The organism is Acinetobacter pittii (assembly GCF_034064985.1).
GTDB lineage: Bacteria > Pseudomonadota > Gammaproteobacteria > Pseudomonadales > Moraxellaceae > Acinetobacter > Acinetobacter pittii_H.
The window spans coordinates 1,784,561-1,808,371 of sequence record NZ_CP139249.1 but is presented as its reverse complement, the minus strand read 5'-3'; the positions used below and the strand labels follow the sequence as shown (position 1 = coordinate 1,808,371).

Annotated in this window: 23 protein-coding genes and 1 pseudogene; 9 read left to right on the top strand and 15 right to left on the bottom strand. The window is 38.3% G+C overall.

Translation table 11 applies throughout. The features are described 5' to 3' along the window. Positions 1-16 precede the first annotated feature (16 nt). Positions 17-1,594 carry an aldehyde dehydrogenase (NADP(+)) gene (locus tag SOI76_RS08650; RefSeq protein ID WP_104078698.1) on the top strand — a complete coding sequence of 526 codons (1,578 nt, stop codon included), beginning with the start codon at positions 17-19 and terminating at the stop codon, positions 1,592-1,594. Positions 1,595-1,675: 81 nt separating this feature from the next. Here the strand turns inward: SOI76_RS08650 and SOI76_RS08645 are convergent, their stop codons facing one another. Then, positions 1,676-2,296, bottom strand: a complete 621-nt coding sequence (locus SOI76_RS08645) for a TetR/AcrR family transcriptional regulator (RefSeq protein WP_104078699.1) — start codon at positions 2,294-2,296, stop codon at positions 1,676-1,678. 166 nt (positions 2,297-2,462) lie between these two features. Here SOI76_RS08645 and yhcA point away from each other — a divergent pair, with 166 nt between their 5' ends. Together yhcA and SOI76_RS08635 are read left to right on the top strand one after the other, a co-directional pair. Next, positions 2,463-4,040, top strand: coding sequence for an MFS transporter (gene yhcA, locus SOI76_RS08640; RefSeq protein WP_104078700.1), 1,578 nt, complete (start codon positions 2,463-2,465; stop codon positions 4,038-4,040). Next, entirely contained in the window at positions 4,037-5,122 is a 1,086-nt protein-coding gene (locus SOI76_RS08635; protein WP_104078701.1) for an HlyD family secretion protein, read from the top strand. Before yhcA ends, SOI76_RS08635 begins: the two co-directional genes overlap by 4 nt. Before the next feature lie 55 nt (positions 5,123-5,177). On the opposite strand, the gene SOI76_RS08630 is transcribed toward SOI76_RS08635, so the two are convergent. The 3 genes from SOI76_RS08630 to aptA form a co-directional block, all read right to left on the bottom strand. Further along, positions 5,178-6,569 (bottom strand): amino acid permease, encoded by a 1,392-nt coding sequence (locus tag SOI76_RS08630; RefSeq protein ID WP_104078702.1) that lies wholly within the window; start codon positions 6,567-6,569, stop codon positions 5,178-5,180. 104 nt (positions 6,570-6,673) lie between these two features. Further along, on the bottom strand, positions 6,674-8,242 hold the full coding sequence (locus SOI76_RS08625; protein WP_104078703.1) for a CoA-acylating methylmalonate-semialdehyde dehydrogenase: 1,569 nt from the start codon (positions 8,240-8,242) through the stop codon (positions 6,674-6,676). Positions 8,243-8,352: 110 nt separating this feature from the next. Further along, positions 8,353-9,735 carry an aspartate aminotransferase family protein gene (gene aptA / locus SOI76_RS08620; protein WP_104078704.1) on the bottom strand — a complete coding sequence of 461 codons (1,383 nt, stop codon included), beginning with the start codon at positions 9,733-9,735 and terminating at the stop codon, positions 8,353-8,355. A gap of 97 nt (positions 9,736-9,832) precedes the next feature. Here aptA and SOI76_RS08615 point away from each other — a divergent pair, with 97 nt between their 5' ends. Further along, a complete protein-coding gene (locus SOI76_RS08615) occupies positions 9,833-10,750 on the top strand; it encodes a LysR family transcriptional regulator (RefSeq protein WP_104078705.1) in 918 nt (305 codons plus the stop codon). Here the strand turns inward: SOI76_RS08615 and SOI76_RS08610 are convergent. From SOI76_RS08610 to SOI76_RS08600, 3 genes and pseudogenes are all read right to left on the bottom strand, one after another. Continuing rightward, positions 10,747-10,863 (bottom strand): annotated as a pseudogene (locus SOI76_RS08610) (hypothetical protein); the annotation flags it as partial. The gene SOI76_RS08615 and the pseudogene SOI76_RS08610 sit on opposite strands and share 4 nt — an antisense overlap. 87 nt (positions 10,864-10,950) lie before the next feature. After that, positions 10,951-11,409, bottom strand: coding sequence for a DMT family transporter (locus SOI76_RS08605; RefSeq protein WP_002047413.1), 459 nt, complete (start codon positions 11,407-11,409; stop codon positions 10,951-10,953). 9 nt (positions 11,410-11,418) lie between these two features. Continuing rightward, positions 11,419-11,853, bottom strand: a complete 435-nt coding sequence (locus SOI76_RS08600) for a DMT family transporter (protein ID WP_001166493.1) — start codon at positions 11,851-11,853, stop codon at positions 11,419-11,421. Between the two features lie 102 nt (positions 11,854-11,955). Here SOI76_RS08600 and SOI76_RS08595 point away from each other — a divergent pair, with 102 nt between their 5' ends. Then, the gene (locus SOI76_RS08595) at positions 11,956-12,888 is read left to right on the top strand and encodes a LysR family transcriptional regulator (protein ID WP_104078707.1); all 933 of its coding nucleotides are present in this window, start codon (positions 11,956-11,958) and stop codon (positions 12,886-12,888) included. Between the two features lie 100 nt (positions 12,889-12,988). Here the strand turns inward: SOI76_RS08595 and SOI76_RS08590 are convergent, their stop codons facing one another. Next, complete coding sequence (locus tag SOI76_RS08590) at positions 12,989-14,332, bottom strand: MFS transporter (protein WP_104078708.1); 1,344 nt, start codon at positions 14,330-14,332, stop codon at positions 12,989-12,991. A gap of 295 nt (positions 14,333-14,627) precedes the next feature. Here SOI76_RS08590 and SOI76_RS08585 point away from each other — a divergent pair, with 295 nt between their 5' ends. After that, positions 14,628-15,506: an SMP-30/gluconolactonase/LRE family protein gene (locus SOI76_RS08585; protein ID WP_000404160.1), complete on the top strand. Its 879-nt coding sequence runs from the start codon at positions 14,628-14,630 to the stop codon at positions 15,504-15,506. A 93-nt stretch (positions 15,507-15,599) separates the two neighbouring features. Here SOI76_RS08585 and SOI76_RS08580 read toward each other — a convergent pair whose 3' ends face one another. Continuing rightward, the gene (locus tag SOI76_RS08580; RefSeq protein ID WP_104078709.1) at positions 15,600-16,331 is read right to left on the bottom strand and encodes a GntR family transcriptional regulator; all 732 of its coding nucleotides are present in this window, start codon (positions 16,329-16,331) and stop codon (positions 15,600-15,602) included. A gap of 111 nt (positions 16,332-16,442) precedes the next feature. Between SOI76_RS08580 and SOI76_RS08575 the strand changes: the two genes are divergently transcribed. Genes SOI76_RS08575 through SOI76_RS08565 form a run of 3 tightly spaced genes read left to right on the top strand, consistent with a single transcriptional unit; the run spans position 16,443 to position 19,902 of the window. Then, a complete protein-coding gene (locus SOI76_RS08575; protein WP_086376233.1) occupies positions 16,443-17,732 on the top strand; it encodes an SLC13 family permease in 1,290 nt (429 codons plus the stop codon). A 7-nt stretch (positions 17,733-17,739) separates the two neighbouring features. Then, positions 17,740-18,552, top strand: coding sequence for an amidohydrolase family protein (locus SOI76_RS08570; protein ID WP_104079222.1), 813 nt, complete (start codon positions 17,740-17,742; stop codon positions 18,550-18,552). Between the two features lie 9 nt (positions 18,553-18,561). Next, positions 18,562-19,902, top strand: coding sequence for an MFS transporter (locus SOI76_RS08565; RefSeq protein WP_104078710.1), 1,341 nt, complete (start codon positions 18,562-18,564; stop codon positions 19,900-19,902). A gap of 116 nt (positions 19,903-20,018) precedes the next feature. On the opposite strand, the gene SOI76_RS08560 is transcribed toward SOI76_RS08565, so the two are convergent. From SOI76_RS08560 to SOI76_RS08535, 6 genes are all read right to left on the bottom strand, one after another. Next, on the bottom strand, positions 20,019-20,732 hold the full coding sequence (locus SOI76_RS08560; RefSeq protein WP_104079223.1) for a DUF2314 domain-containing protein: 714 nt from the start codon (positions 20,730-20,732) through the stop codon (positions 20,019-20,021). 251 nt (positions 20,733-20,983) lie between these two features. Continuing rightward, positions 20,984-21,295 (bottom strand): hypothetical protein, encoded by a 312-nt coding sequence (locus SOI76_RS08555; protein WP_001046232.1) that lies wholly within the window; start codon positions 21,293-21,295, stop codon positions 20,984-20,986. Between the two features lie 147 nt (positions 21,296-21,442). Continuing rightward, positions 21,443-21,583 (bottom strand): hypothetical protein, encoded by a 141-nt coding sequence (locus SOI76_RS08550; protein WP_104078711.1) that lies wholly within the window; start codon positions 21,581-21,583, stop codon positions 21,443-21,445. A gap of 201 nt (positions 21,584-21,784) precedes the next feature. Continuing rightward, positions 21,785-22,642 carry an Imm49 family immunity protein gene (locus tag SOI76_RS08545; protein ID WP_104078712.1) on the bottom strand — a complete coding sequence of 286 codons (858 nt, stop codon included), beginning with the start codon at positions 22,640-22,642 and terminating at the stop codon, positions 21,785-21,787. Positions 22,643-22,708: 66 nt separating this feature from the next. After that, a complete protein-coding gene (locus SOI76_RS08540) occupies positions 22,709-23,170 on the bottom strand; it encodes a hypothetical protein (protein ID WP_104078713.1) in 462 nt (153 codons plus the stop codon). 118 nt (positions 23,171-23,288) lie between these two features. Then, positions 23,289-23,768, bottom strand: a complete 480-nt coding sequence (locus SOI76_RS08535; RefSeq protein WP_104078714.1) for an SMI1/KNR4 family protein — start codon at positions 23,766-23,768, stop codon at positions 23,289-23,291. Positions 23,769-23,811: the final 43 nt, after the last annotated feature.

Genomic DNA, 23,811 nt, shown 5'->3' with positions numbered 1-23,811 from the left:
TTTCAGGATATTTGTTATGACCATTATCGGACACAACTTTATTGGTGGTTCACGCAGCGCACAAGGTACAACCTTATTAAAAAGTATTCATGCTACGACTGGTGAAGCTCTGCCTTATGAGTTTCACCATGCAACCGAGCAAGAAGTGAATCAGGCTTGTGAAGCAGCCAGTCAAGCGTTTAAGACTTACCGCCATACCACACCTGAACAGCGTGCTGTTTTTTTAGAAAACATTGCCGATGAACTCGATGCTCTAGGTACAGATTTTCTTGAAATCGTCTCACAGGAAACTGCTTTGCCACTTGCACGTTTGCAAGGTGAACGTGGTCGTACCAGTGGACAAATGCGCCTGTTCGCCAAAGTATTACGCCGTGGTGATTTTTTAGGTGCCCGTATTGATACTGCCTTACCTGAGCGTCAACCTTTACCACGCCCAGACCTGCGCCAGATTAAAATCGGTGTTGGCCCTGTGGCAGTCTTTGGGGCAAGTAACTTTCCTTTAGCATTCTCAACTGCGGGTGGTGACACTGCTTCTGCACTAGCGGCTGGTTGCTCTGTAGTGGTGAAAGCCCATAGTGGACATATGGCGACAGCAGATTTTGTAGCGCAGGCAATCGAACGTGCCGTAGAAAAATCAAGTATGCCAAAAGGTGTATTTAACATGATCTACGGTAATGGTGTGGGTGAACCTTTAGTGAAGCATCCTTTAATACAGGCTGTGGGTTTTACAGGTTCACTACGTGGTGGTCGCGCTCTATGTGACATGGCCGCAGCCCGTCCACAGCCGATCCCCGTATTTGCTGAAATGAGCAGTATTAATCCGATGCTGATGTTGCCAGAAGCCTTAAAAAACCGTGGTGAAAAGATTGCACAGGACTTGGCAGATTCGGTTGTTTTAGGCTGTGGTCAGTTCTGTACCAATCCGGGTTTAATCTTGGGAATTAAATCAGCCGAGTTTACTCAGCTCATTAGCAACCTAACCGATATTATGGGGGCTAAGCCTGCACAGACTATGCTGAATGCCGGAACCTTAAAAAGTTATGCAGCGGGTCTTGAGCACTTGACCCAGCATCAAGGCATTAAGCATTTGGCAGGTCAAACTCAACAAGGCAATCAGGCACAGCCACAACTGTTTAAAGCGGATGTTAAACTTTTATTAGCAGGCGACCAGCTTCTGCAAGAGGAAATCTTTGGGCCAACCACAGTCATTATTGAAGTTGAAGATAAAGCCCAACTCATTCAAGCCCTACAAAGCATGAATGGTCAGCTGACTGCGACTTTAATTGCCGATGAAGCTGACTTAAACGAGTTTGCAAATGTGGTTCCTGTGCTAGAGGAAAAAGCTGGTCGATTACTCATAAACGGTTACCCAACGGGTGTGGAAGTGTGTGATGCAATGGTACACGGCGGACCATATCCGGCGACTTCAGATGCACGAGGCACTTCTGTTGGAACCTTGGCCATTGACCGCTACTTAAGACCTGTGTGTTACCAGAACTACCCGCAAAGTTTATTGCCGGAAGCCTTAAAAGACAGCAACCCATTGCAGATTTTAAGACTTGTGAATGGTGAGATGACCAGAGAAGCGATCTAATCAATTTAAAAAAGAGACCCATAGTGGGTCTCTTTTTAATTTCTACATCCAGAGCTTATAGATAGAATAAAATTTTCTAAATTAATTTGGTTTGTAATTGATATTTTTTAAAAATAAATCAACTGCATATTCAACCCAAGTGCTAATTTCATTCTCTGATATTAAATAATCAGGATGCGTCAAACATTTTAGATGAGCATCACTTCTTAATAACGATAAAAATATATTCGCAGCAACTTCTGAAGAAGAGCTTAATTCAATTTCGCCCTGTCTAACGGATTTTTCTAGATATCCTGCAATGATATTTGCAAGCCTTTGCGGCCCAACTTCAAAGAATTTTTCGGATAACTCTGGAAATCTTACTGCTTCCGCAATACAAACCCTAAAAAATGCCAACCCTGAATGCGACAATATAAAACAAAGATAAGTTTTTCCAATCTCGGTTAAAGCTGAGCGTAAGTTTTTAGCTTGTGTCTCGACTAAAATAATTTGCTCTTGCATGTTGGTACATTGACGTTCAATTACGGCCGCAAACATCGCTTCTTTATTCTTATAGCAACCATACATTGTTGCTTTTGAAACCCCCGCTTCCTTTTGAATCATGTCTGTCGTTGTGCCACTAAAGCCGTGGATCAAAAAAAACTTTGTTGCTGCATCCAGAATTTTTTGATCTTTTTCATGAGCTTTCGTTAAACCAGACATATTGACCTTATAAAAATTTTAGCGATTTCGTTCTAAGTGTAACTCATCGAAAAGTTCAAAATCGAGAATTGACGGAAATTTAATTAAAGAGTAGAGTACCGATCGGTACAGTACAGTAAATATCTACTCCGTGCAATGAATTGATGTTTAAGATTTAAGGTAAAAGATGAATACAAAACCACTCATCGGTTTAGCAGGTGCAATATTTGCTGCAATGACTGTTGAATTTAATAACCGAATTACCAGCATTACTTTAGTCGACATTCGAGGTGCAATGGGCATTAGTGTCGACTCCGGTTATTGGGTCAACAGTATTTACGCCAGTGCAATGATTATTGGAATGATCCTGTCTACGAGTTGGGCAGTCATTTTTTCTATGCGCAGAGTTCTTCTTTTTGCTATAGGACTTTGCCTTTTTTCTAGCGTTTTAATTCCTTTTAGTCCAAATATCGAAATCTTTTATCTATTACGTGGCTTACAAGGCCTCGCCAATGGTTTAACCATTCCTTTACTCATGGCCTGTGCGCTTAGATTTTTAGGACCTGATATTCGACTATGGGGATTAGCCTGCTATGCATTAACTGCGACGTTCTTTCCCAACTTAAGTGCCGCGCTTTCTGCTTTTTATTTAGATGTGGTTGGTTGGAAAATGATATTTTTCCAAACCATTCCTTTTTGTGCGCTAAGCGCTGCTCTCGTTTATTTTGGGATTCCCCAAGATCCATTGAATTATTCAAGAATAAAAACTTACGATTGGATGGGTGCCATTTTAGCGATTATTAGCTTAGCGAGCCTGAGCACAATGTTGTTGCATGGCAATCATTTAGATTGGTTCCATTCCCAATTAATTTGTGTATTAGCCTTAATTAGTGCGATTACTTTACCTTGGTTTTTCATACATGAATGGCGTTATCCGTCACCATTGATTAAACCGCAAATGCTCGAAATTCGAAATTTTGCTTATGCTGTTTTCGCACTCTTTTGCTTTGTCATTATTGGTATGTCCACAAGCACACTACCACTCAATTACTTAAGTGCTGTACATGGCTATAAACCTACTCAGACCATGTGGATTGGCTTACAAATTGCTGCATTGCAATTTATCTATATTCCTATTGTTGTGAAGCTTTTAAATCAAGCTTGGGTGGATAGCCGATATGTACACGGGTTTGGTTTACTTCTGGTCATTGCTGGTTGCCTAGGTGCAAGTCAACTTGATACTACATGGAATCAAGAGCAGTTTTATTTTTGGCATGCCATCTCATGTCTGGGGCAAACCTGTGTCGTGCTCTCACTCTTAATGATGGGAACAAACAGCGTTCACCCAACCATGGCAATTTATGCATCACCAATGATTAATACCCCGCGTGCGATTAGCGGTGTACTGGGTGTGTGTATTTTGGACTGGGTCAATCGAGTTCGCGGTGAATATCATTCAACCCGGCTGATTGAAAATACAGCCCAACATGTTTTTCAAAATATTCAAGGTCCTGTTATTAATCCTCTTACCCCGCCTGTGCTCACCGCAAATGGCGCAGATCGTGTTTCCGGTGGTTTATCTGCCTTAAATTCTGCGATTCAAGCGCAACAATCAGTTTTAGTTATTAGCGATCAATATCTCATCTTAGCTGGCCTTACCGCTATTTTGTTCATCGTGATGTTGATTTTGCCAGTTCGAACTTATCCGCCACGTATTGCTCTCATTAAGTTAATGAATAGTCATAACTCAGGAAAATCTTTATGAGTACTCTCGAAGCCCAAGACACCACCCATACCGAACCGCCCAAGTTAACCAAGGTGCAATTTCTCAAAAAGCATTGGGTTATGGCTATTGCGTTTATTATTGTCTTAGCATCTATTTTGTGGGTTTTAAAACTTATATTTTTACCCTCTTCGGTTATTGAAACAGACGATGCACGTGTAGATGTAGAGTACTCAACCATTGCCCCAAAAGTATCTGGCAACATTGAGGAAATTTACATTAAAGATCACCAGACCGTAAAAAAAGGCCAACTTTTAGCAAGGATTGATGCACGTGATTATCAAGCTGCTTTGGCTGAGGCAGAATCTAATTATGCAAAAGCACAAGCTGACCTGAGTGAAGCAATGCTCGCAGTGGATAGACAACCGACTGTTATTCGAGAAACTGAAGCACAGCTGAGAAAAGTAGAAGCCGGAATTAAACTCACCAAAGACAATACGGCACGTTATGAGCAATTACAGGCACTTGGGGCCGAGTCTAGATTAATTACCCAGCAATCTAAGACTACATTGACTGAACAATATGCCGACTTAGACAGCAGTAAAGAAAAAGTGATTGATGCACAGTATCAGCTCAACCAATACAAGATTCAGGTACAAGCCAAACAAGCTGCCCTTAAACAAGCACAAGCGGCACTTGATAAAGCAAAACTGAATTTGAGCTATACAGAAGTACGTGCACCTATTGATGGCATGATTGGTCAAAAGTCAGCTAACGTAGGTAACTTTGTGAGCGCTGGTAATCCACTCATGGTGGTTGTTCCTTTAGATCAGGTTTATGTAGAAGCCAACTTCCGTGAAATTGAATTAAAAAAGATTAAAATCGGACAACCAGTTAATGTCTATGTAGATGCTTATAACGTTGAATTAAAAGGTGTGGTAGACAGCTTCTCTCCATCTACTGGCGCATTTTTCTCTCCGATTTCAGCGACCAACGCCACCGGTAACTTTACCAAGATCGTTCAACGCCTACCTTTACGAATCAAGCTTATTGAAAATCAAAAAGACGTTAAATTATTACGTCCAGGTTTATCTGTTTTAGTCTCTATTGATACGACTAAATAGTTAGTCTAAATCTTGGAACATGAGAGAAAAGAGACCATTTACGGTCTCTTTTTAATTAATCTAAATTCATGGCAACCGCTCCGGTTGCTTTACGCTTTCGCGTGACAAACAACCCACAAACCACCACAAGCGAAGTTACACCTAAAGATAAAGTGGTTTCATAACTATATGCTGGCGATAAGAACATATAAGCCAGCACACTTAAAATAATAATAATCACAAACCAAGTAAGCCATGGAAATAACCACATTTTAAATGGTATTTCCGCTCCAGCTGCTTCTAACTTATGTCTTAAACGTAGTTGGGAGAAAGCAATAACCAAGTACACCAGTAAAGCAATTGACCCTGTGCTTGAAAGCAATAAGCCAAATACTTTTCCGGGGAATACATAGTTAATAACACAACACACTAAACCAATAAAAGTTGAAGAAAATACTGCAATTGCAGGTACGCCCGCATAATTAATTTTAGTTACGGCTTGTGGGGCTTCACTACGAGTGCCTAAACGAAATAGCATACGAGAGGACGTATAAATTGCGGCATTCATACAACTCGCAACAGCAATAAATACAACCGTATCAATGATGAGTTTAGTACCTGGTACGTTCAAGCTCATTAAAACGTATTGGAATGTCCCGTACTTCTGTAAATCTGGTGAACGCCAATCGACAAGTGAAACGGCAATAAACATTGAGACCACGAAGAAAAGAATAATGCGGTACAACACGAGATTCGTTGCACGTCTAATTTTCTGTTTAGGGTTTGATGATTCTGCTGCGGCAATTGAGACAATTTCTACACCAAAGAATGAAAATGCCGTAATTAAAATAGCAGATAAAATTCCGCCCATACCGTGCGGCATAAAACCAGCATTATTGTATAAATTGGCAACACCGCTAACATTTTTAGCTAAAGGCCAAATACCTGAAATTGCCAAAATACCAATAACAATGAAACCAATAATAGCCACTACTTTGACTAAAGAGAACCAGAACTCAAACTCACCAAAACTTTTGGTACTAAAAAAATTAGCTAAGCTTAGAAATACAATAAAACAAAATGCGTAGATAGAAACAGAAATGTTCGGAAACCACGAATGTAAAATCTCAGCACCCGCAATGGCTTCAACCGGAATCGCAAGCACCCAAAACCACCAATATAACCAACCAATGGTAAAGCCTGCCCAAGGGCCAATCGCTTTACGGGCATATGTAGAAAATGAACCAGTGTCCGGTTCTAAAACGGCCATTTCACCTAACATCCGCATCACCAGAAATACCATAATGCTGGTAATCAGGTATGCAAGAATTACTGCTGGGCCGGCCTTGGCAATTGCAGAGGATGAACCGACAAATAAACCTGCGCCAATAACACCGCCAATACTAATCATTGTGATATGGCGATTTGAAAGTCCTTCGCCTAATTTTTTTGTTGTATCATTATTCATATTTCAATCCTTAAAAATATATCTATAAAAACAATCTATTACATGTTTAAAATCCTACGATAATGAAAAAGGGAAAACTTAATATTTTCCCCTTGTTGCAATAATTAATTTAAAGTTGGCATTGAAAATTGTTTTGCTTCACGGACCTGAGCAGACGGCCAACGTTGCGTAATAGTTTTACGGCGTGTGTAGAAACGGACACCATCTGGACCATAAGCATGTAAATCACCAAACAATGAACGCTTCCAACCACCAAAACTATGATAAGCAACAGGTACCGGTAAGGGCACATTAATACCCACCATACCAACTTGAATATGACTGCTAAAATAACGTGCTGCTTCCCCATCACGGGTATAGATACAAGTACCGTTACCATATTCATGGTCATTAATGAGTTGCATGGCTTCTTGCATAGTATTCACACGCATAACTTGCAACACAGGACCAAAAATCTCTTGCTGGTAGCTGGTCATGTTTGGTGTGACTTGATCAATTAAAGTTGGTCCAACAAAGAAACCTTTTTCGTAACCTGTCGGTTTTGCATCACGACCATCAACCACAATTTTTGCGCCTTGTTGTTCTGCACTTTGAATATAGGCTTGTACCTTGTCTTTATGTGCTTGGGTAATAAGTGGCCCAAAGTCGTTGCTTGCATCTGCATAGTTGCCGAACTTCAATTTTTTCATTTCTTGAGTTAGCTTATCAATCACGACATCAGCAACTTCGTCACCAATGGCTACTGCTACCGAGAGTGCCATACAACGTTCACCTGAAGAACCAAAAGCTGCGCCTAACAATGAAGCTACTACGTTATCAATATCGGCATCCGGCATAATAATCGCATGATTTTTTGCCCCACCTAATGCTTGGCAACGTTTACCCGTGGATGTTGCAGTACGGTAAATATATTCAGCAATTGGTGTTGAACCCACAAAGCTAATCGCCTGAATACGAGGATGATGCAATAAGGCATCTACCGCTTCTTTGTCACCATTCACCACATTAAACACGCCGTCAGGTAAACCCGCTTGTTTTAATAATTCTGCAAGGTATAAAACCACAGAAGGCGCTTTTTCAGAAGGTTTTAAAATAAAGCAGTTACCGCAGACCAGTGCCATTGGGAACATCCATAAAGCTACCATGGCCGGGAAGTTAAACGGTGTGATCCCAGCGACAACACCTAACGGTTGGAACTCGCTCCATGAGTCGATATCTGGACCAACATTTTTTGAATATTCCCCTTTTAAAAGCTCTGGTGCGCCGCAAGCATATTCAACATTTTCAATACCACGTTGTAATTCGCCTTGAGCATCATGAGAAATTTTACCGTGCTCTTGCCCAATCAAAGCACAAATCTTTTCGGCATTTTGCTCTAATAATTGTTTGAACTTAAACATGACACGCGCACGTTTAATGACTGGTGTATCGCGCCATGCAGGAAATGCTTGCTCGGCTACCTGAACTGCTTCATTTACCGTTTGAGCATCTGCAATTTCGACTTCTTTACTAATTTCACCCGTCGCAGGATTGTAAACTGGCTGTTTTCTTGCCGTTTTAGATACAATTCTTCCTTGAATGAAATGCCCTAGCACTTTTTTGGCTTGTTCACTATGCGTACTATTTTCAGTTGAAACTTCTTCATAGCTAAAATCTTCTAGGCCATTTGTCATTGTTGTTACTCCTTACTACAATTAGTTTTCAGATCAAACTGTATTTTTCATTTAGATTTTGAAGATGGGTCTGTTGGCATTACAGACCTTGGTAAAATGCCTAATAAACCTTAATTCACTTGATAAAGTGCATCGCCCACGGCATTCATTAAGCGATCAATATCAGCCTCAGTGCTGTTAAACATTGGACCGAACTGAAGCGTGTCACCTCCAAAGCGAACATAGAATCCTTCTTTCCAAAGTTTCATACCAAGCTCGAAGCCTCGGATGGTGGCATCCCCATCACGCGGAGCTAACTGCAAAGCACCAATCAAGCCACAGTTGCGAATATCTAAAATATGCGGTGCGCTTTTTAAGCCATGCAGCATTTTTTCAAAAGTTGGTGCTAACGCCGCAGATTGAGCTAACAGGTTTTTCTTTTCTAAAACTTCAAGCGCAGCTAAAGCAGCCGCACAAGCAACCGGATGCGCCGAATAGGTATAGCCATGGGTAAATTCAATGGCATGCTCTGGTAAGTCTTGTTGCATAAAGGCTGAGTAAATTTCATGGCTTGCCACCACACCACCTAAAGGAATAGCACCATTGGTCACCTGTTTCGCAAAGTTCAAAATATCTGGTGTTACCCCAAAGTATTCTGCCCCTGTCCACGTTCCTAAACGCCCAAAACCTGTAATCACCTCATCAAAAATTAACAAGATGTCATGCTGATCACAGATCTCTCTTAAACGTTGTAAATAGCCCGTTGGCGGTACAATACAACCTGCTGAACCGGAAATAGGCTCCACAATTACAGCTGCAATATTTGAAGCATCATGTAGCTCAATTAACTTAAGCATTTCATTGGCAAGCTCTACCCCACCTGTTTCTGCACAGCCCTTGGTAAAAGTTAAATTTGGCTGCAAGGTATGCGGTAAATGGTCTACGTCCATAAGTTGACCAAACATTTTACGGTTGCCGCCAATACCGCCTAAGCTTGTTCCCGCAACGTTTACCCCATGATAGCCACGTGCGCGCCCAATCAATTTAGTCTTGCTTGGTTTACCTTTAATGCGCCAATAGGCACGTGCCATTTTAATAGCGGTATCTGCCGACTCTGAACCCGAGTTAGTAAAGAAAACGTGTTGTAGTTTTTCAGGCATATGCTGAACAATTTTATCTGCCAACTTAAAAGACAATGGATGACCAAACTGAAAAGCTGGCGAGTAGTCGAGCTGACCTAATTGAGCACTTACCGCTTGTTGAATTTCAGGAAGCGTATGACCAGCACCACAAGTCCATAGGCCTGAGAGTGAGTCATAAATTTCACGTCCTGAATCATCAATTAAGTACGACCCTTTGGCACCCACAATCATACGTGGGTCTTTAGCAAAGTTTCGGTTTGCTGAAAAAGGCATCCAGTGTGCCTGATAATTTATATGCATATTATTATTGGTTTGAACCGCGTCCAAAGTATGTTCAGAGTCGCTGAATTTATCCGTATCAAACATAACCATTCCTGTTTATTTTCAAATTATGGTTTGAGTGTACATAGCGTGATAAGTTTGATAAATTCAAATTATCTTGAGTTTAGATTTAAAAAAACAAAACTAAATGAAACCTAAAAAATTAAATCAAGTCACTGATTTTGATATTAAATTACTTAAAATATTTAAAACGGTTTGCGACTGTCATAGCTTTACATCCGCCGAAAGTATTTTAGGTATTAGCCGCTCTGCAATCAGTTTGCATATGAGTGATTTAGAAAATCGTCTTGGCATTCGACTATGTCAACGTGGTCGCGCAGGCTTTGCCCTAACCGACGAAGGACGGGAAATTTTAGAATATATCGAAGTGCTTACGGCAGCGATTGAAGACTTTCGCTCTAAAGTTAATCAAATGCATAATCGTCTTAAAGGTGAGTTTAATATCGGCATTATTAACAACCTTGTGACTATGCCTAGAGGCTATATCACCAACACCTTGACACAACTTGCCGAGGAACATGCTGAGGTTATTATTAATATCAGTATGAGTACTTTGTCAGATATTGAATGCCGTGTACTTGATAACCGTTTGCACGCAGGCGTTATTCCAGTTGTTACGCCTTTGTCTGGTCTAGACTATTTTGATTTATATAGTGAAAGTTCATTTTTGTACTGCGGCAAAAACCATCCGTTGTTTAGCCAGTGCAGCAATATGAATCTAGATGAGTTAAAAACATGGCAAGCGGTTCTTCCTAATTATGCCATCACACCAGAAGCGGCAAAGTTGCATCAGCTTTTAGACTGTAAGGCGACAGCAAGTGACCGTGAAGGCATCGCATTTCTAATTTTAACTGGAAAATTCTTAGGTTTTTTACCCGATCACTATGCAAAAAAATGGGTTGAAGATGGTTTTATGCAAGCTGTTTCAAAGGAAAAAATGCATTACAGCACACCTATTTGTTTAATTACTCACAAGGGCAAAAATCATAATATTATTTTAAAAACTTTTATGGAGATGCTTGAGAAGCGGATTGGTGGGAGTTAAAAATCTTTGTTTTTTAATTTATTGAGCTCAAACATTGCATTTTTATATTCAAGGTATGCCTTTTCACTGATTAGAACCACAGCATCTTTCTCTTTTCGTGTAATTCTAACGGCTAACCTAATATTAAGCATGGCCTCATTATTAGTAGGCTTTACGACCAACAATGAGACCTATATTAATTTCAATATTAAGCCCGTATTTTACCCTTCTACCTTTTTATCCTTACTGCTTGAATAAATAAAATATAAAGCAATCCCTAAGCAAATTAGCGCCCCTAATCGATACAGTGAAAAAGGAAGCGTTTCATTGCCAAACCAGCCAAAGTTATCAATTAAGATACTCATCAAAAGTTGCCCAAAAATCACAGCCACCGTAGCAACTGCAGCCCCAATTCTTTGTACAGCCAGTACCATAATGACAATATAAGGTACGCCACACATGGCACCTAATAACTGCCATTTAGGAACATCTAATAGTGTTAAGGTTTGTTTAGGTTCAAAATAAAAAATAAGAAGAGCCGTAATTAGAGCACCGACCGAGAAAGTCAAAAAAGCACTACGAAATACACCAACTTTTGCTCCAAGTTGACCATTAATTGCGGCCTGTACACTCAGCAAAGCACCACCAATGACGGCGAGAAGAATCATTAAAATTATCATGGCTGTCTCCTACGCTTTTGCCACAAGTACAAGTGCAGCAACAATAAAGATGAGTGCGACTACCCGTTTACGGTCTACTTTCCTATGTGGAGTTCCTAGTAAACCATAGTGGTCGATAATCAGACTTTTAGATACCTGTCCCGCTAAAATGCCAATCATGGTCATTGCAATGCCAATAATTGGAGTGGTAATGGTCAAAATAATGACGTAAGCCGGACCTAAAACGCCACCGAGTAATTGCCAAGATGGAAGTGTAAAAAATGAAGGGCTATTGCGTGGGCTAAAAAACAACATGAGTAAAAAAGTAAGTGCTGCACCCACACCAAAAATACTAAACGTGGCCCATAACTCACCCACTTCCTTTCCTAACGGCCCTAAAAGCCCTGCTTCGACCGATAGCCCCATTCCCCCTAAAATGGTTAGGAGTAGTAATAGAATTTGCACCTACATTATTGCCTCTTCTGTATCTAGGCAACGAATACTAAGGTAGTCAATTCATCAGAAAAACAGCATAATTCATGAATCACTTTTGCAGAAATTGCACAAATGGATTTAACAAATTCGATTGATATCCGCACGCTTCGCTTCTTTATTAGTGTTTACAATGCTCAAAACTTCTCGAATGTAGCGCGTAAAGAAGATGTGTCTGCCTCCATGATTTCTCGCACCATTCAACAACTTGAAGATGCGTTGGGGCAACAACTTTTCTACCGAAATACACGAGCAATCACACCGACCGAATCGGGTAAATTATTTTTTGAATATGCAAAAAGAATTACCGAACAATTTGATGAAGCACAAAAGGCATTGCAAGATAAAACCATAGAACCATCCGGACTCGTCCGAATTAATGCCCCTGTGTTTTTTGGTCAACGGCATATTGCGCCGTGGTTAGCGGGTTTATCAGAACGTTATCCAAGACTTTTAATAGAACTAATACAAACCGATGAATTTATAGATCCGTTACGCGAAAGCACCGATTTAATATTTCGTATTGGTGCACTGACTGATTCATCATTTCATGCACGTATTTTTGCTACACAAAAGTATCATTTGGCCGCCTCTCCTCAGTATGTTGCCAAATACGGTACGCTCGACCACCCAACAGAATTTAATCAACACAAGTGCCTAGTTTATAAAGGTTTTGAAGGTCCTAACCGCTGGTTAGTGAGAAAGCCTGATGAAGAATGGGTACATTACCCCCTTACTCCTTTACTTTCATCGAATAATGCCGAGAGCTTAATGACGGCTGCGCTTCATGGCATGGGAATTGTTTTATTTCCTGATTGGCTGATTGGCGAAGCTTTAAAACAAGGTGACTTAATAAAGCTTTTACCTGAATATGAAGTCGCGATTAAATCACAACCCCAGCATATCGCAGCCATTTATCCCAATGTCCGCCATCCGCCTTTAAATATTCGAGTAGTGATCGATTATTTTGCTGAAATCTATGGAGACACACCGTATTGGCAGAATTAGTTTTCTTATCAATGCCAGCAAAGTATTCCAATATCGACATACTTTGCTGGTATCTCACCATAGATAAAAATAAGACTAAAAACTTGAAATAAATAAGAATTTAATTTGCACTCAAACTTAAATTATCAACTTGTTCTGATTTTTCTTTTTTAATGAGATAACCTAATATCAATTGCAAAATCACGCCAATAAACGCACAACATGACATTAAGAGAAAACACCAGATATACCCCTGATGACTATGCCAGCCACCAAAGCTCGTAAGCAAATATCCCATAATAATCGGTGCGACTGCCCCACCTACATACTGAGCAACTGTAATTAAACTATTTGCAGTTCCAATTGCTCCGGCTGGTGCATAATCTGATGCTGTCGCATAGAAAATAGGCCAAATTGCGTTGGCAGATAGTCCAAAAAACAGTTGTATTGCAATAACGGAAACCACGCCTGAGGTTAAACAAAAACTTGCAATGCTGACCGCCATCCAACAACCACATAAAATCAATGTGAGTCGTCTGCCAATCTTATCGGACAAAGTCGGCCAAATAATTTGCCCCATCATGCCGGTAATTGTAAATACAGCGCTCAAGCCAGCCGATTTCGCCAGATCTAACCCGACAATATTGTATAAAAATGCAGGAAAGATAGTTAAAAAACCAATATAAACCACATGGGTAATTAAAGTACTGGCTGCGGTAAACACAATTCCTCGAGAACTTAGAGTTTGTTTTAAACGTTCCCATGTACTATGCGTACTTGTTTTTTCTTCTCCTTCATCGTGCACAAAATCTGTTGGTGGTGTGAATTGATTATCTACACAAGATTGGTGAAACTCTGAATAACGTTTACGAGTGGAATAAATCGCCCAAAACGTTAATGCCGGTACAGCAAATATAATTCCAAGAAAAAAGGCATAGCGCCAGTTTTGCGGACCAAAATAGGTAATGATGGTGGCCATTGCAACACCGCTAAGTAGCGCTCCAACCGGATAACCTGAGTGATGAGCACCTATGGCAAAACCGCGATGTTCCTTGGGCCACCATTCTGCGGTATTACTCACCCCAACTGGCTCTGCCACCCCACAACCCAAAGAAACCATAATACGTAAGGTTACGAACTTATAAAAACTTGAACTTAAAGATGTAATGCCTGAAAGCAACGAAATAAAAGTAAATCCAATTACTAAGGGCCACTGAAAAATTCCTCGCTTCCAACCGGACGCATGTTTATCACTTAAAGCAGCAACCGGAATACTAAGAACGGCCAAAGAAAGTGTAATTGCAGCAATGGTGTATCCCCATTGCGTTGGAGATAAATTAAATTCATTACAAATCATATTGGCTGCGCGGAAAATCAACTCTCGGTCGTATGCAACAACCACCCAGATAATCCAGCAAATCACTAATGATACCCAAGAGTGGCGATGAACTTTTTTTAGGCTCATTTCTAATTCCTTTTTAATTAAAATGCATCCACATGCTTTTACGTATAACGCTATGTCATTTGTCCACTCTTAAACTATCAAGTCGATTTAGAATTACTAATGATATTTCTACACCACGTAATAACTTATATTTATCAATTTAGTTTTACCTATTTATCTCCATACATTTTTAATTCACAGGACCAATAACAATCTCTTATTAGATAAAGAAAAATTTTCATTGGTTTTTATATTTAGCTTTCATTAATTTAGTTTCATCGATGAATGACTGAATAAAAGGACTAAAAAAGGAATTATGGAAATTAAAGTACTGGTAGATGTAAAAACAAAACTTGGAGAATGCCCAACTTGGGATGCTGTTCGCCAACGCCTATTTTGGGTAGATATTGTTGATGGACGATTATTCTGTTGTGATGAATTCGGTGGGAATATACGGGCGTGGGAAGTTCATAAAAAAATAGGTTCTTTTGCTTTACAAGAAAATTATAACGGCGCAATTGTTGCGCTCGAAGACGGGTTATATCAACTCGACTTTGACACAGGCAACTTAAAATTTATTTGCAACCCTGAACCAGACCTACCTCAAAATAGATTAAATGATGGTCGTGTTGATCGGCAAGGTCGATTCGTTTTTGGCTCTATGAACCGTCTTGAAGATGGGAATACCGCGTCTCTCTATCGATTAGATGCAGATTATAAAATAGAAAAATTAGAAAATAATATTAATACTTCAAATAGTATTTGCTGGAGTCCTGATGGTGCTAAGCTCTATTTTGCAGACACATGGCAAGGTGAAATCTGGTCTTATGATTATGATCTTGAAACAGGGCAAATCTCAAATAAAACTATTTTTTGTAAGATAGATACATCAGACGGTGGTTCAGCAGATGGCTCGACAGTAGATCGTGAAGGTTATTTATGGAATGCAAAAGTATATTCGGGTCAGTTAGTACGTTATCGTCCTGATGGACAAATCGACCGTATTATTGAAATGCCTGTAAAAAAAATTACCAGTGCAGTTTTTGGCGGAAAAAATCTTGATGTCTTGTTTGTTACCTCTATGTCACAACCGCCTCTTCCGAGATTCCCTGATGACAACCAATTGCGAGGCAGTGTTTTTGCCATTTATGGGCTGGGCATTCAAGGAATAGCCGATGCTCGATTTATGGGATAATGACTCACTTCCTACAAGAAATACTTAACCATAAAAGATAGTGAACCAGCTCTGCAGCTCAATAAGGAAATCTTTATTAAGCTGCATAAAGAATTAATTAATTGATATCTCATAATGAAAATTATCGGCCAAACCATAAGACTCACGGTATTCGACCGCTACACCTTCAAGATTTTTTGCGATACGGCATACCTTCACTAAAGGGGCTTCAAGGTGATTATTTAAATAGCTATCTTTAATATTTTTCTCAAAAGTTAACCGTTCTGTTGCAGAAGAAACAAATTGACCGCAGTGCTGATAATAAAAAGGATAAAGTAAGTTACCAAACTCAGCGATTGGAATTTCTTCCAGATTTTTAAATAAGCGTTCAGGCAGCCAGATTCTCTCACTTAATACAACGACATCTTCATGCTTACGGACACGCTCGATATAAAGCAACTTTTCGGTGTGCTCAAGCCCCAACTCGGCATTTACTTCTGGAATTGCATCACACACTTCTACTTTTTTGATTTGTCCTTGTGGCTGAATGAACTCGCCCTTTTTATTACGTAATCTAAAAAAACGAATGAGCGAATTTTCAAAATTAGGTTGTTTGAGGAAAGTTCCTTTTCCTTGCTGTTTAACTAATAAGCCATCTTCAACCAGCCCTTCAACCGCTTTTCTAACGGTTCCTACCGATACGCTATACATTTGCGCAAGTTCTTGTTCACTTGGAATAGGCTCTTCAACTGTCCATTTTGACTGGATCAGTAATTTTTGAAGTTCCCAACGGACCTTTTCGTATCTTGGCAATTTAAAATTTTTAAATGCAGTCTCATCAAGCATTTGCGTTAAACATTATGAAATCGATTTGACAATATTAGCATAGTTCTGTGTAATACAAAAAACCAAACATATATATGTTTAGATGTTTATATATTTATCAAGGAAGATAATATGACTGCATTGATGCTGATGGCTTTAGCCGTATCGATAGGTTTAGGTTATAAAACGAAAATTAATATCGGATTTTTTACGATAGCGTTTGCCTACTTGATTGGTTGCTTTGGCATGGGTCTTAAACCTTCCGAAGTTATTGAATTATGGCCTGTCAAAATTTTCTTTATTATTTTATCTGTCACTCTGTTTTATAACTTTGCTTTGGCTAATGGTGCTTTAGAGAAGCTTGCCAGCCATCTTTTATATAAATGCCGTAAGTTTCCTCAGTTTTTACCTTTAGCAATTTTTTTCGCAGCAACCATTATTGCAGGCCTAGGTGCTGGTTTTTATACAGTACTTGCCTTTATGGCACCGATTACACTGCTGCTGTGTAAAAAAACCAATATGAATATGATTATTGGTGGGATGGCTGCAAATTACGGCGCTTTAGCTGGCGCAAATTTTATGACATCGCAAAGTGGCATTATTTTCCGAAGCTTAATGGAAAATACTGGCATTAGCTCGCAAACAGCTTTTTCATATAGCAGTGGAATTTTTGTCTTAACTTTAATTATTCCAATTGCGGTGTTGGGAATTTATACCCTCTGGAATAGAAAAAGTAATTCAATTGTGATTGAAGATCAAAAGCCTGAGCCATTCGACAAAAAACAGAAACAATCCATCTTCCTTATTATTTTAATGATGTCGATTGTTTTAGTTTTTCCAATCTTGCATCTTGTTCTTCCTGATGTAAAAACGATTAGCTTTTTAAACTCCAAAATTGATATTGCCTTTCTTGCGATTACCTTCTCGCTCATTAGTTTACTTATGAAACTTGCGGATGAGAAAAAGGTCATTGCACTGGTGCCTTGGGGAACACTGATCATGATTTGCGGTGTCGGTATGCTCATCGCATTAGGTGTGAAGCTTGGCATTATTACTACCCTTTCTGAATGGTTAGCAAACAATGTTCCTGTGTGGGTCATTCCCGTACTGTTATGTCTGATCAGTGCCATTATGTCTGTATTTTCAAGCACTCTAGGCGTGGTTGCTCCTACCTTATTCCCAATTGTTCCGGCGCTTGCACTTACCTCTGGCCTAAACCCACTAGTGCTTTTCATTTGTATTGTGGTTGGCGCTCAGTCTACAGCGATTTCCCCTTTCTCGTCTGGCGGTAGTCTCATTATGGCTTCAGCACCAGCAGACATTGACAAAACCAAATTCTTTAATCAACTGTTATTTAAAGCAATTCCTGTAGGAGTCATTGCCGCTTTAATCGCTATTTTCGCTTTAAAATTTGTAATGTGAGATGAAAATGAACTGTATAGATACACATGCACATGTTTTTTCGACTCAGGACCACAGTATCGAAACAGCACGTTATGCACCTGGTTATGAGGCAACTGTACAAAGTTTTATCTCTCATCTTGATGAACATAATTTCACGCATGGTGTTTTGGTTCAACCCAGCTTTTTGGGTACCAATAACCAAGCGATGTTAAACGCAATTCAGCAATCCCCTGAACGTTTAAAAGGGATCGCCGTTGTTCAACATACGACGACTTTTGATGAGCTAGTGAATCTCAAGGCACAAGGCATCGTTGGTGTTCGCTTAAATCTATTCGGTCTTAACCCTCCTGCGCTAAATACGCCTGACTGGCAAAAATTTTTACGAAATGTGGAAATCCTCAACTGGCAAGTTGAGATACACGCACCGCCGAAATATCTGGTGCAGCTTTTACCTCAATTAAGTGAATACAGCTTTGATGTCGTAATTGACCATTTTGGCCGAGTTGACCCTGTTAAAGGGATTGAAGATCCGGATTATCAGAAGTTTTTAAGCTTACTTAACGTAAAACAGCACTGGATTAAAGTGTCCGGTTTCTACCGTTTGGGTGCTACACCCAACAATATAAATATAGCCAAACAGGCATATAACATTTTCAAAGAAAAAGGTTTTTTACACAAACTCATTTGGGGAAGCGATTGGCCGCATACCCAACATGAATCCTTAATAACTTATGAGGACGCATTTAAAACTTTTAAACAGATTGTGTTTGATAAACACGAGCAATGTTTAATTTTAAATCAGAACCCGACCAAGCTGTTTGATTTCCCACGTACATAAGGAGTATGTATGAAAAATGATATATCTATATCGGAAGTAGAAAAGTCAACGATCCGTAAACTTTCTTTTCGTATTCTTCCCTTTCTCATTCTTTGTTATTTCATCGCTTATATTGATCGGGTGAATATTGGATTCGCCGCTTTAACCATGAATCAAGAAATTGGTTTAACTGCTACCGCCTTTGGCTTCGGTGCGACATTATTCTTTATTGCCTATGTTATATTTGAAATTCCCAGCAACATGGCAATGGAAAAGCTGGGAGCACGCATCTGGATTGCCAGAATCATGATTACTTGGGGAATTGTCGGTTGCTGTACCGCCTTCATTACCGGCCCCATTTCTTATTCGATTTCAAGATTTTTACTCGGCGCTGCCGAAGCTGGTTTTTTCCCGGGCGTATTACTATATTTAACGCTCTGGTTCCCTAAACGATATATGGCGCGAATTGTTGCTGTATTTATGGTTGCCATTCCTTTATCTAACTTTATTGGTTCGCCGTTATCTGCCTTACTGCTAGGCTTACATGGTTTACTTGGGTTTAGCGGATGGCAAGTGCTTTTAATTCTTGAAGCATTACCTGCAATTCTTCTTGGTTTATTGTGTCTCGTATGGCTACCTAACACTGCAAATAATGTTAAATGGTTAAGTAAAGAAGAAAAGGAATGGCTCTCAAACACCTTAACTTTTGAAAAAAACCAGTTGTTAAATTCTGAAAAACAAGACAGTGCTGAGCAGAAAAAGAGTAAGTTTAAGCTTCTTATTACCAATAAATATTTATGGTTCTTCGCAATTATTTATGCAGGAAGCTCAGCAACCAGCAATATTTTGTCGTTATGGATGCCTCAAATACTAAAAGCTTTCCATCTGACAGCCATGGAAACAGGTCTGTTAAATATGATTCCGTTTGGCTTAGCTGCAGTTTTCATGATTGTTTGGGGCGTACATGCCGATAAAAGTGGCAATAAGAGCTTAAATACAGCGATTCCATTATTTGTGACAAGTTTGGGTTTGCTTCTTACTATTTTTACTTCGTCTTTAACCTTGAGCTTAGTTTTATTCTCTATCGTTTTGATGGGTAACTATGCAATCAAGGGTCCTTTCTGGGCGTTGGTTTCTGAACGCTTACCACCGACTCTGGTAGCTGTAGGCATCGCAGCGGTCAACACCATTGCGCATATCGGTACTGGGCTTATGAACTCTATTATGGGCATTGTGAAAGATTATTCGGGTAGCTTCCCTATCTCTCTTTTACCGTTATGTATGCTTACATTTACGGGTGCCATGATTGCGTTGTATTTGGGAAGAAAACCATCGTTACCAAAAGCGCAAAAGGTTCAAAAAGCAGTTTAGGTTTTAGAAATAAAAGATTTAATCAAAAGAGACCCATTGATGGTCTCTTTTTTAATTTATAAGAAACTTAAATTCCCTTACTTAAAAACACACTCAATTAGAGGGCCTGCTCAAAGCTACTTAAGTAAATTTACAATATTGGACCACCCCATCTTATGAGCCAAATCTAAAGGAGTCATTGATTGATTATTTACCTCCAGCTTATTCGTATTCAACCTTAAAAGCTCTTGAACAAATAAATAATTCCCCGCTATAACTTCACGATGTAATAATTGATTACCACTTCCATCTTTTTCAGTAATGATTGTAGGGTCTGTATTTATAATATTTATGAACTGATCAAAAATACTCTTACACATAGGATGTTCTTCTAGATTTTCGGGACAATTTTTCTGGTCATAAACTAGAAAAATTTCATCAGGATTACCAAAATCAATTCCCCATGCCTCATCATATTCTTTACGACCTGATTCATCTAAAGTCTTACGATATTCTTGAATCGTAAACGCACCATGAACAGTGCCATTAGATAAGAACATCCAATCAACTATAGACTCAAATTTAAGCCTTACTGTTTCACCAGCTTGCACATTATCAATAATATAAGGTTCGTTTAACAAAGTTCCTGAAATTGTACTCCCATCAAAATCAACTTGATCAATCCACATATACTCAATTAAAGGTTCATTTTTATCTTCAAGGTTTTCTTGGATAAATGCACACTTCACATAAGCCAGTTCTAAAGCAGGAACAATTCGTCGATATTCCCAATAAAGTTCACGCCAAAAATATTTAAATGTACTTATAGCACTCTCAAAAGCTAGAATCATTTCTGGAGATTCATTCTTATGCAATTTATTCATATAATCCATATTACAGTTAATTAATATTAAACTTGTTTACAATAACACTATGATAAATTTAAATATCTTTAAATTTCTTAACTATGACACCCATGTTCAAAGATAAAAAGACCAAGACTAAATAAAAGTAAGCCTCTTGAACCGTAAGAAGTTCGTCAAATTAAAATTACCTTTAAAAAACTCACCGAAGTGGGTTCAATTGCAATCTGTAAAAGTGGTTAATTACATTTAATCGTCTTATTGAAAGTCTTATAGGTACCTGTTGTAATTACTTGAGCTGTATAAATCTGTTGGCTATGAGTTTGATGATTATTATTTATTTCACTAAAGCCTTTACCAGCACAAACGGTTTCAGCCTTTTTGTTTACTTTGTTTTCCATTGCTTCATTAGAACCTAAAATATTGGAAGTGGTTTGAATCATATAATTTCCATTTTCAAGTTTGGTAGCTTGAGCTGGAAACATTTGTGCGCAACCTGTCAAAGAAAGAGTAGAAGCTGCAAGAAGAGTTAGCATAAGATATTTATTCATAATTTCTTAGTTCGTTGAATTAAAAAACAAAAAAGACAAAATATATTTTTAAATTTTAACAGTCAACAATAAAATAAATAAAAACCACTACAATAAAAAAGCCCATCTTCCGATGAGCTTTTTATTTAATTAAGATTATTAAATGCATTAGGCTTTAAATTCTGCTAATACAAAGTTTTTTACTATTTCATCAAAATTAGATTTCAGAAGAGTTTGCTTGCTATCTTTTATAGTTTTATACCAATAACTCGCTGCAACTCCCATACTAATCAAAGCTAACAATTTCATTGCTCACCTCACTTATTGGGAAGAGTGAAACTTAAAGTATCATTCGCGTTTGTAGCGTTCCAACTCGTTTTAGGGAGGTTTCTGTATATTTTTTAATCAATGTGTAATAAAAAAGCGTACATCGTTGGGACGCTTTCGTTGGTCTTTTCAACTACAAAAATTTATCTGAACATGGACAAGTTTTCAAGAAAATTTCGATACTTATCTATTATCTCTTTTTGGGGACCAATCTTTCCAATCACCTTCAAAAGGAGTGAAAATATCAAATTCGCGCATAAATTCCCAAGGCTCGTGATATTCAAGTAAAGGCTCTACAGGCAACCATTCTTTAGGTATCCAAGGAGTATCTATATTTAAATGATATCCATTTCTCCATGCTAGTTTGCTATAAATTACTGCATGAGTCGCAATAAAATGCTCAGTAAAAGTAAATGCGAATTCAAAATTACGGACTTTGGCAATTTTTTGACTAGTTAATTCAGTCAAAATATTTTCCATTTCACCCTTATCCCCATTGGCTAAGGCAAGATAAAAATGATGATCAATTAAATACTTTTTATCCTTTTTTAAATCAGTTTGCAAAATGAGTTCACAACGTTGACGTAATTTATCCCACTCATGATCAAGAGCTAAGATCAACTGGTACCCATGAAAATCGGGTTTACGTGGATTATCACGGTCTTTAATTGAGCCTTGTCGATCATACGATATTCGGTGCTGACTATACCAAGAAATAATCTCTTCGTTATCTGATAATAAAGCATATAAATGTTTATAGGCAGGAAACCATTCTACAGTATCAAACTGAAACACCATACGATTGAGTTTAGCTGCAATAAAACACCACTGTTTAAAACCAATTAAATCACTATCCCGAAACCAAGATACTATTGCGTTAGCTTCAGCATAAATCCCTAACATTCCTATACAAAATGGTACATCACCTTTATTATTTGTAATGTAGTCAATCAAATTAACTGTATTTTCATTAGATTCAGCATGTTGAATTACATGTGCTAATGCTTTTTGATATTCTTCCTTATTTCTAATACTATTCATAAAGGCTGATTTTCCATGAAGGAGCTAATTTTCTTAACATTAAATATTAACTAAAACTCTAATTAACTACTCAAGCATAATATTTGAATCTTCTAATAAATCACCATACTCATAAATATCTTTAAATAAATTTAAGGCTAACTCTAAATCTTGGTTAACATACTTTGCTTTCCATTCATCTTCATGGGGCTCAAAAATATAAATCTCATCAGGATTTTTAGTTTTTCTGTTTACAAGGCGTAAATAAATACCGGCAGGATATTCTTCATTCTCACTAATACTACATCCAAACAAATAACCATATCTAGGGTCACAAACCATGCTGTAGCTATCAATATCACTATATATTAATCGCCCAGATGCTTCAGAATAGGCAGCATCTGTTTTATGAATAATGATACTACCTCCACAAGAAAAAACCTTCTTGACTATATTTGATAGTTTTTCCCAACCCATTTCTTTTAAATCAACTCTTTTCTCTGAAAAAAATGGTTTTCTTAAAACATAACTACAAACATATAAAATCATTAGTAACCTTTAATATTCACTGTACCAACTGCTCCGTCTCCAAACTGCTATTTTTTAAATTACTGGCTCTCTGTTAAATAACAGTATTAGTTAAATAATCAAAAATTATCATAGAATACTAATACTCAATAAATTCATGTAATGAATTTATAAAATGCATAAAGTTATCTGCTAGATACAGAACCTTTCTTTTACCCTCATTCATTCCAAAATCATAGAATTCATCATGTAAAACAAGCACAATCTTAGGTTGATCTTTGATCCAAGGAAATCTGTAATCGAAACAAATAAAATTTCCACCAGGTGTAGATCCAAAGCTAATTAATTTTCCCTCATAGTCATCATCACCTTCGGGAAATTGCATCCCTTCTATTCGAGGTTCATGCAAGTATCCTCCTAACTCTACTGTACTGATATTTAGTTCACCATCAATGTCAACATAATCAAAGCTAGAAATTTCAGGATAGATGCCATCATGTTGAGAAATAAGTTCAACATATTCTGGTGGAAATGTAACTTCTAAGGTAGCTGCAAAATTTTCAATAATTTCTTTATTAATTGCGCCATTTGGATACTGATCCCCAATATCTTGTAGCATTCGATGGTTCTCCACTATTTAAAAAATTTGCCTAATATTCTTA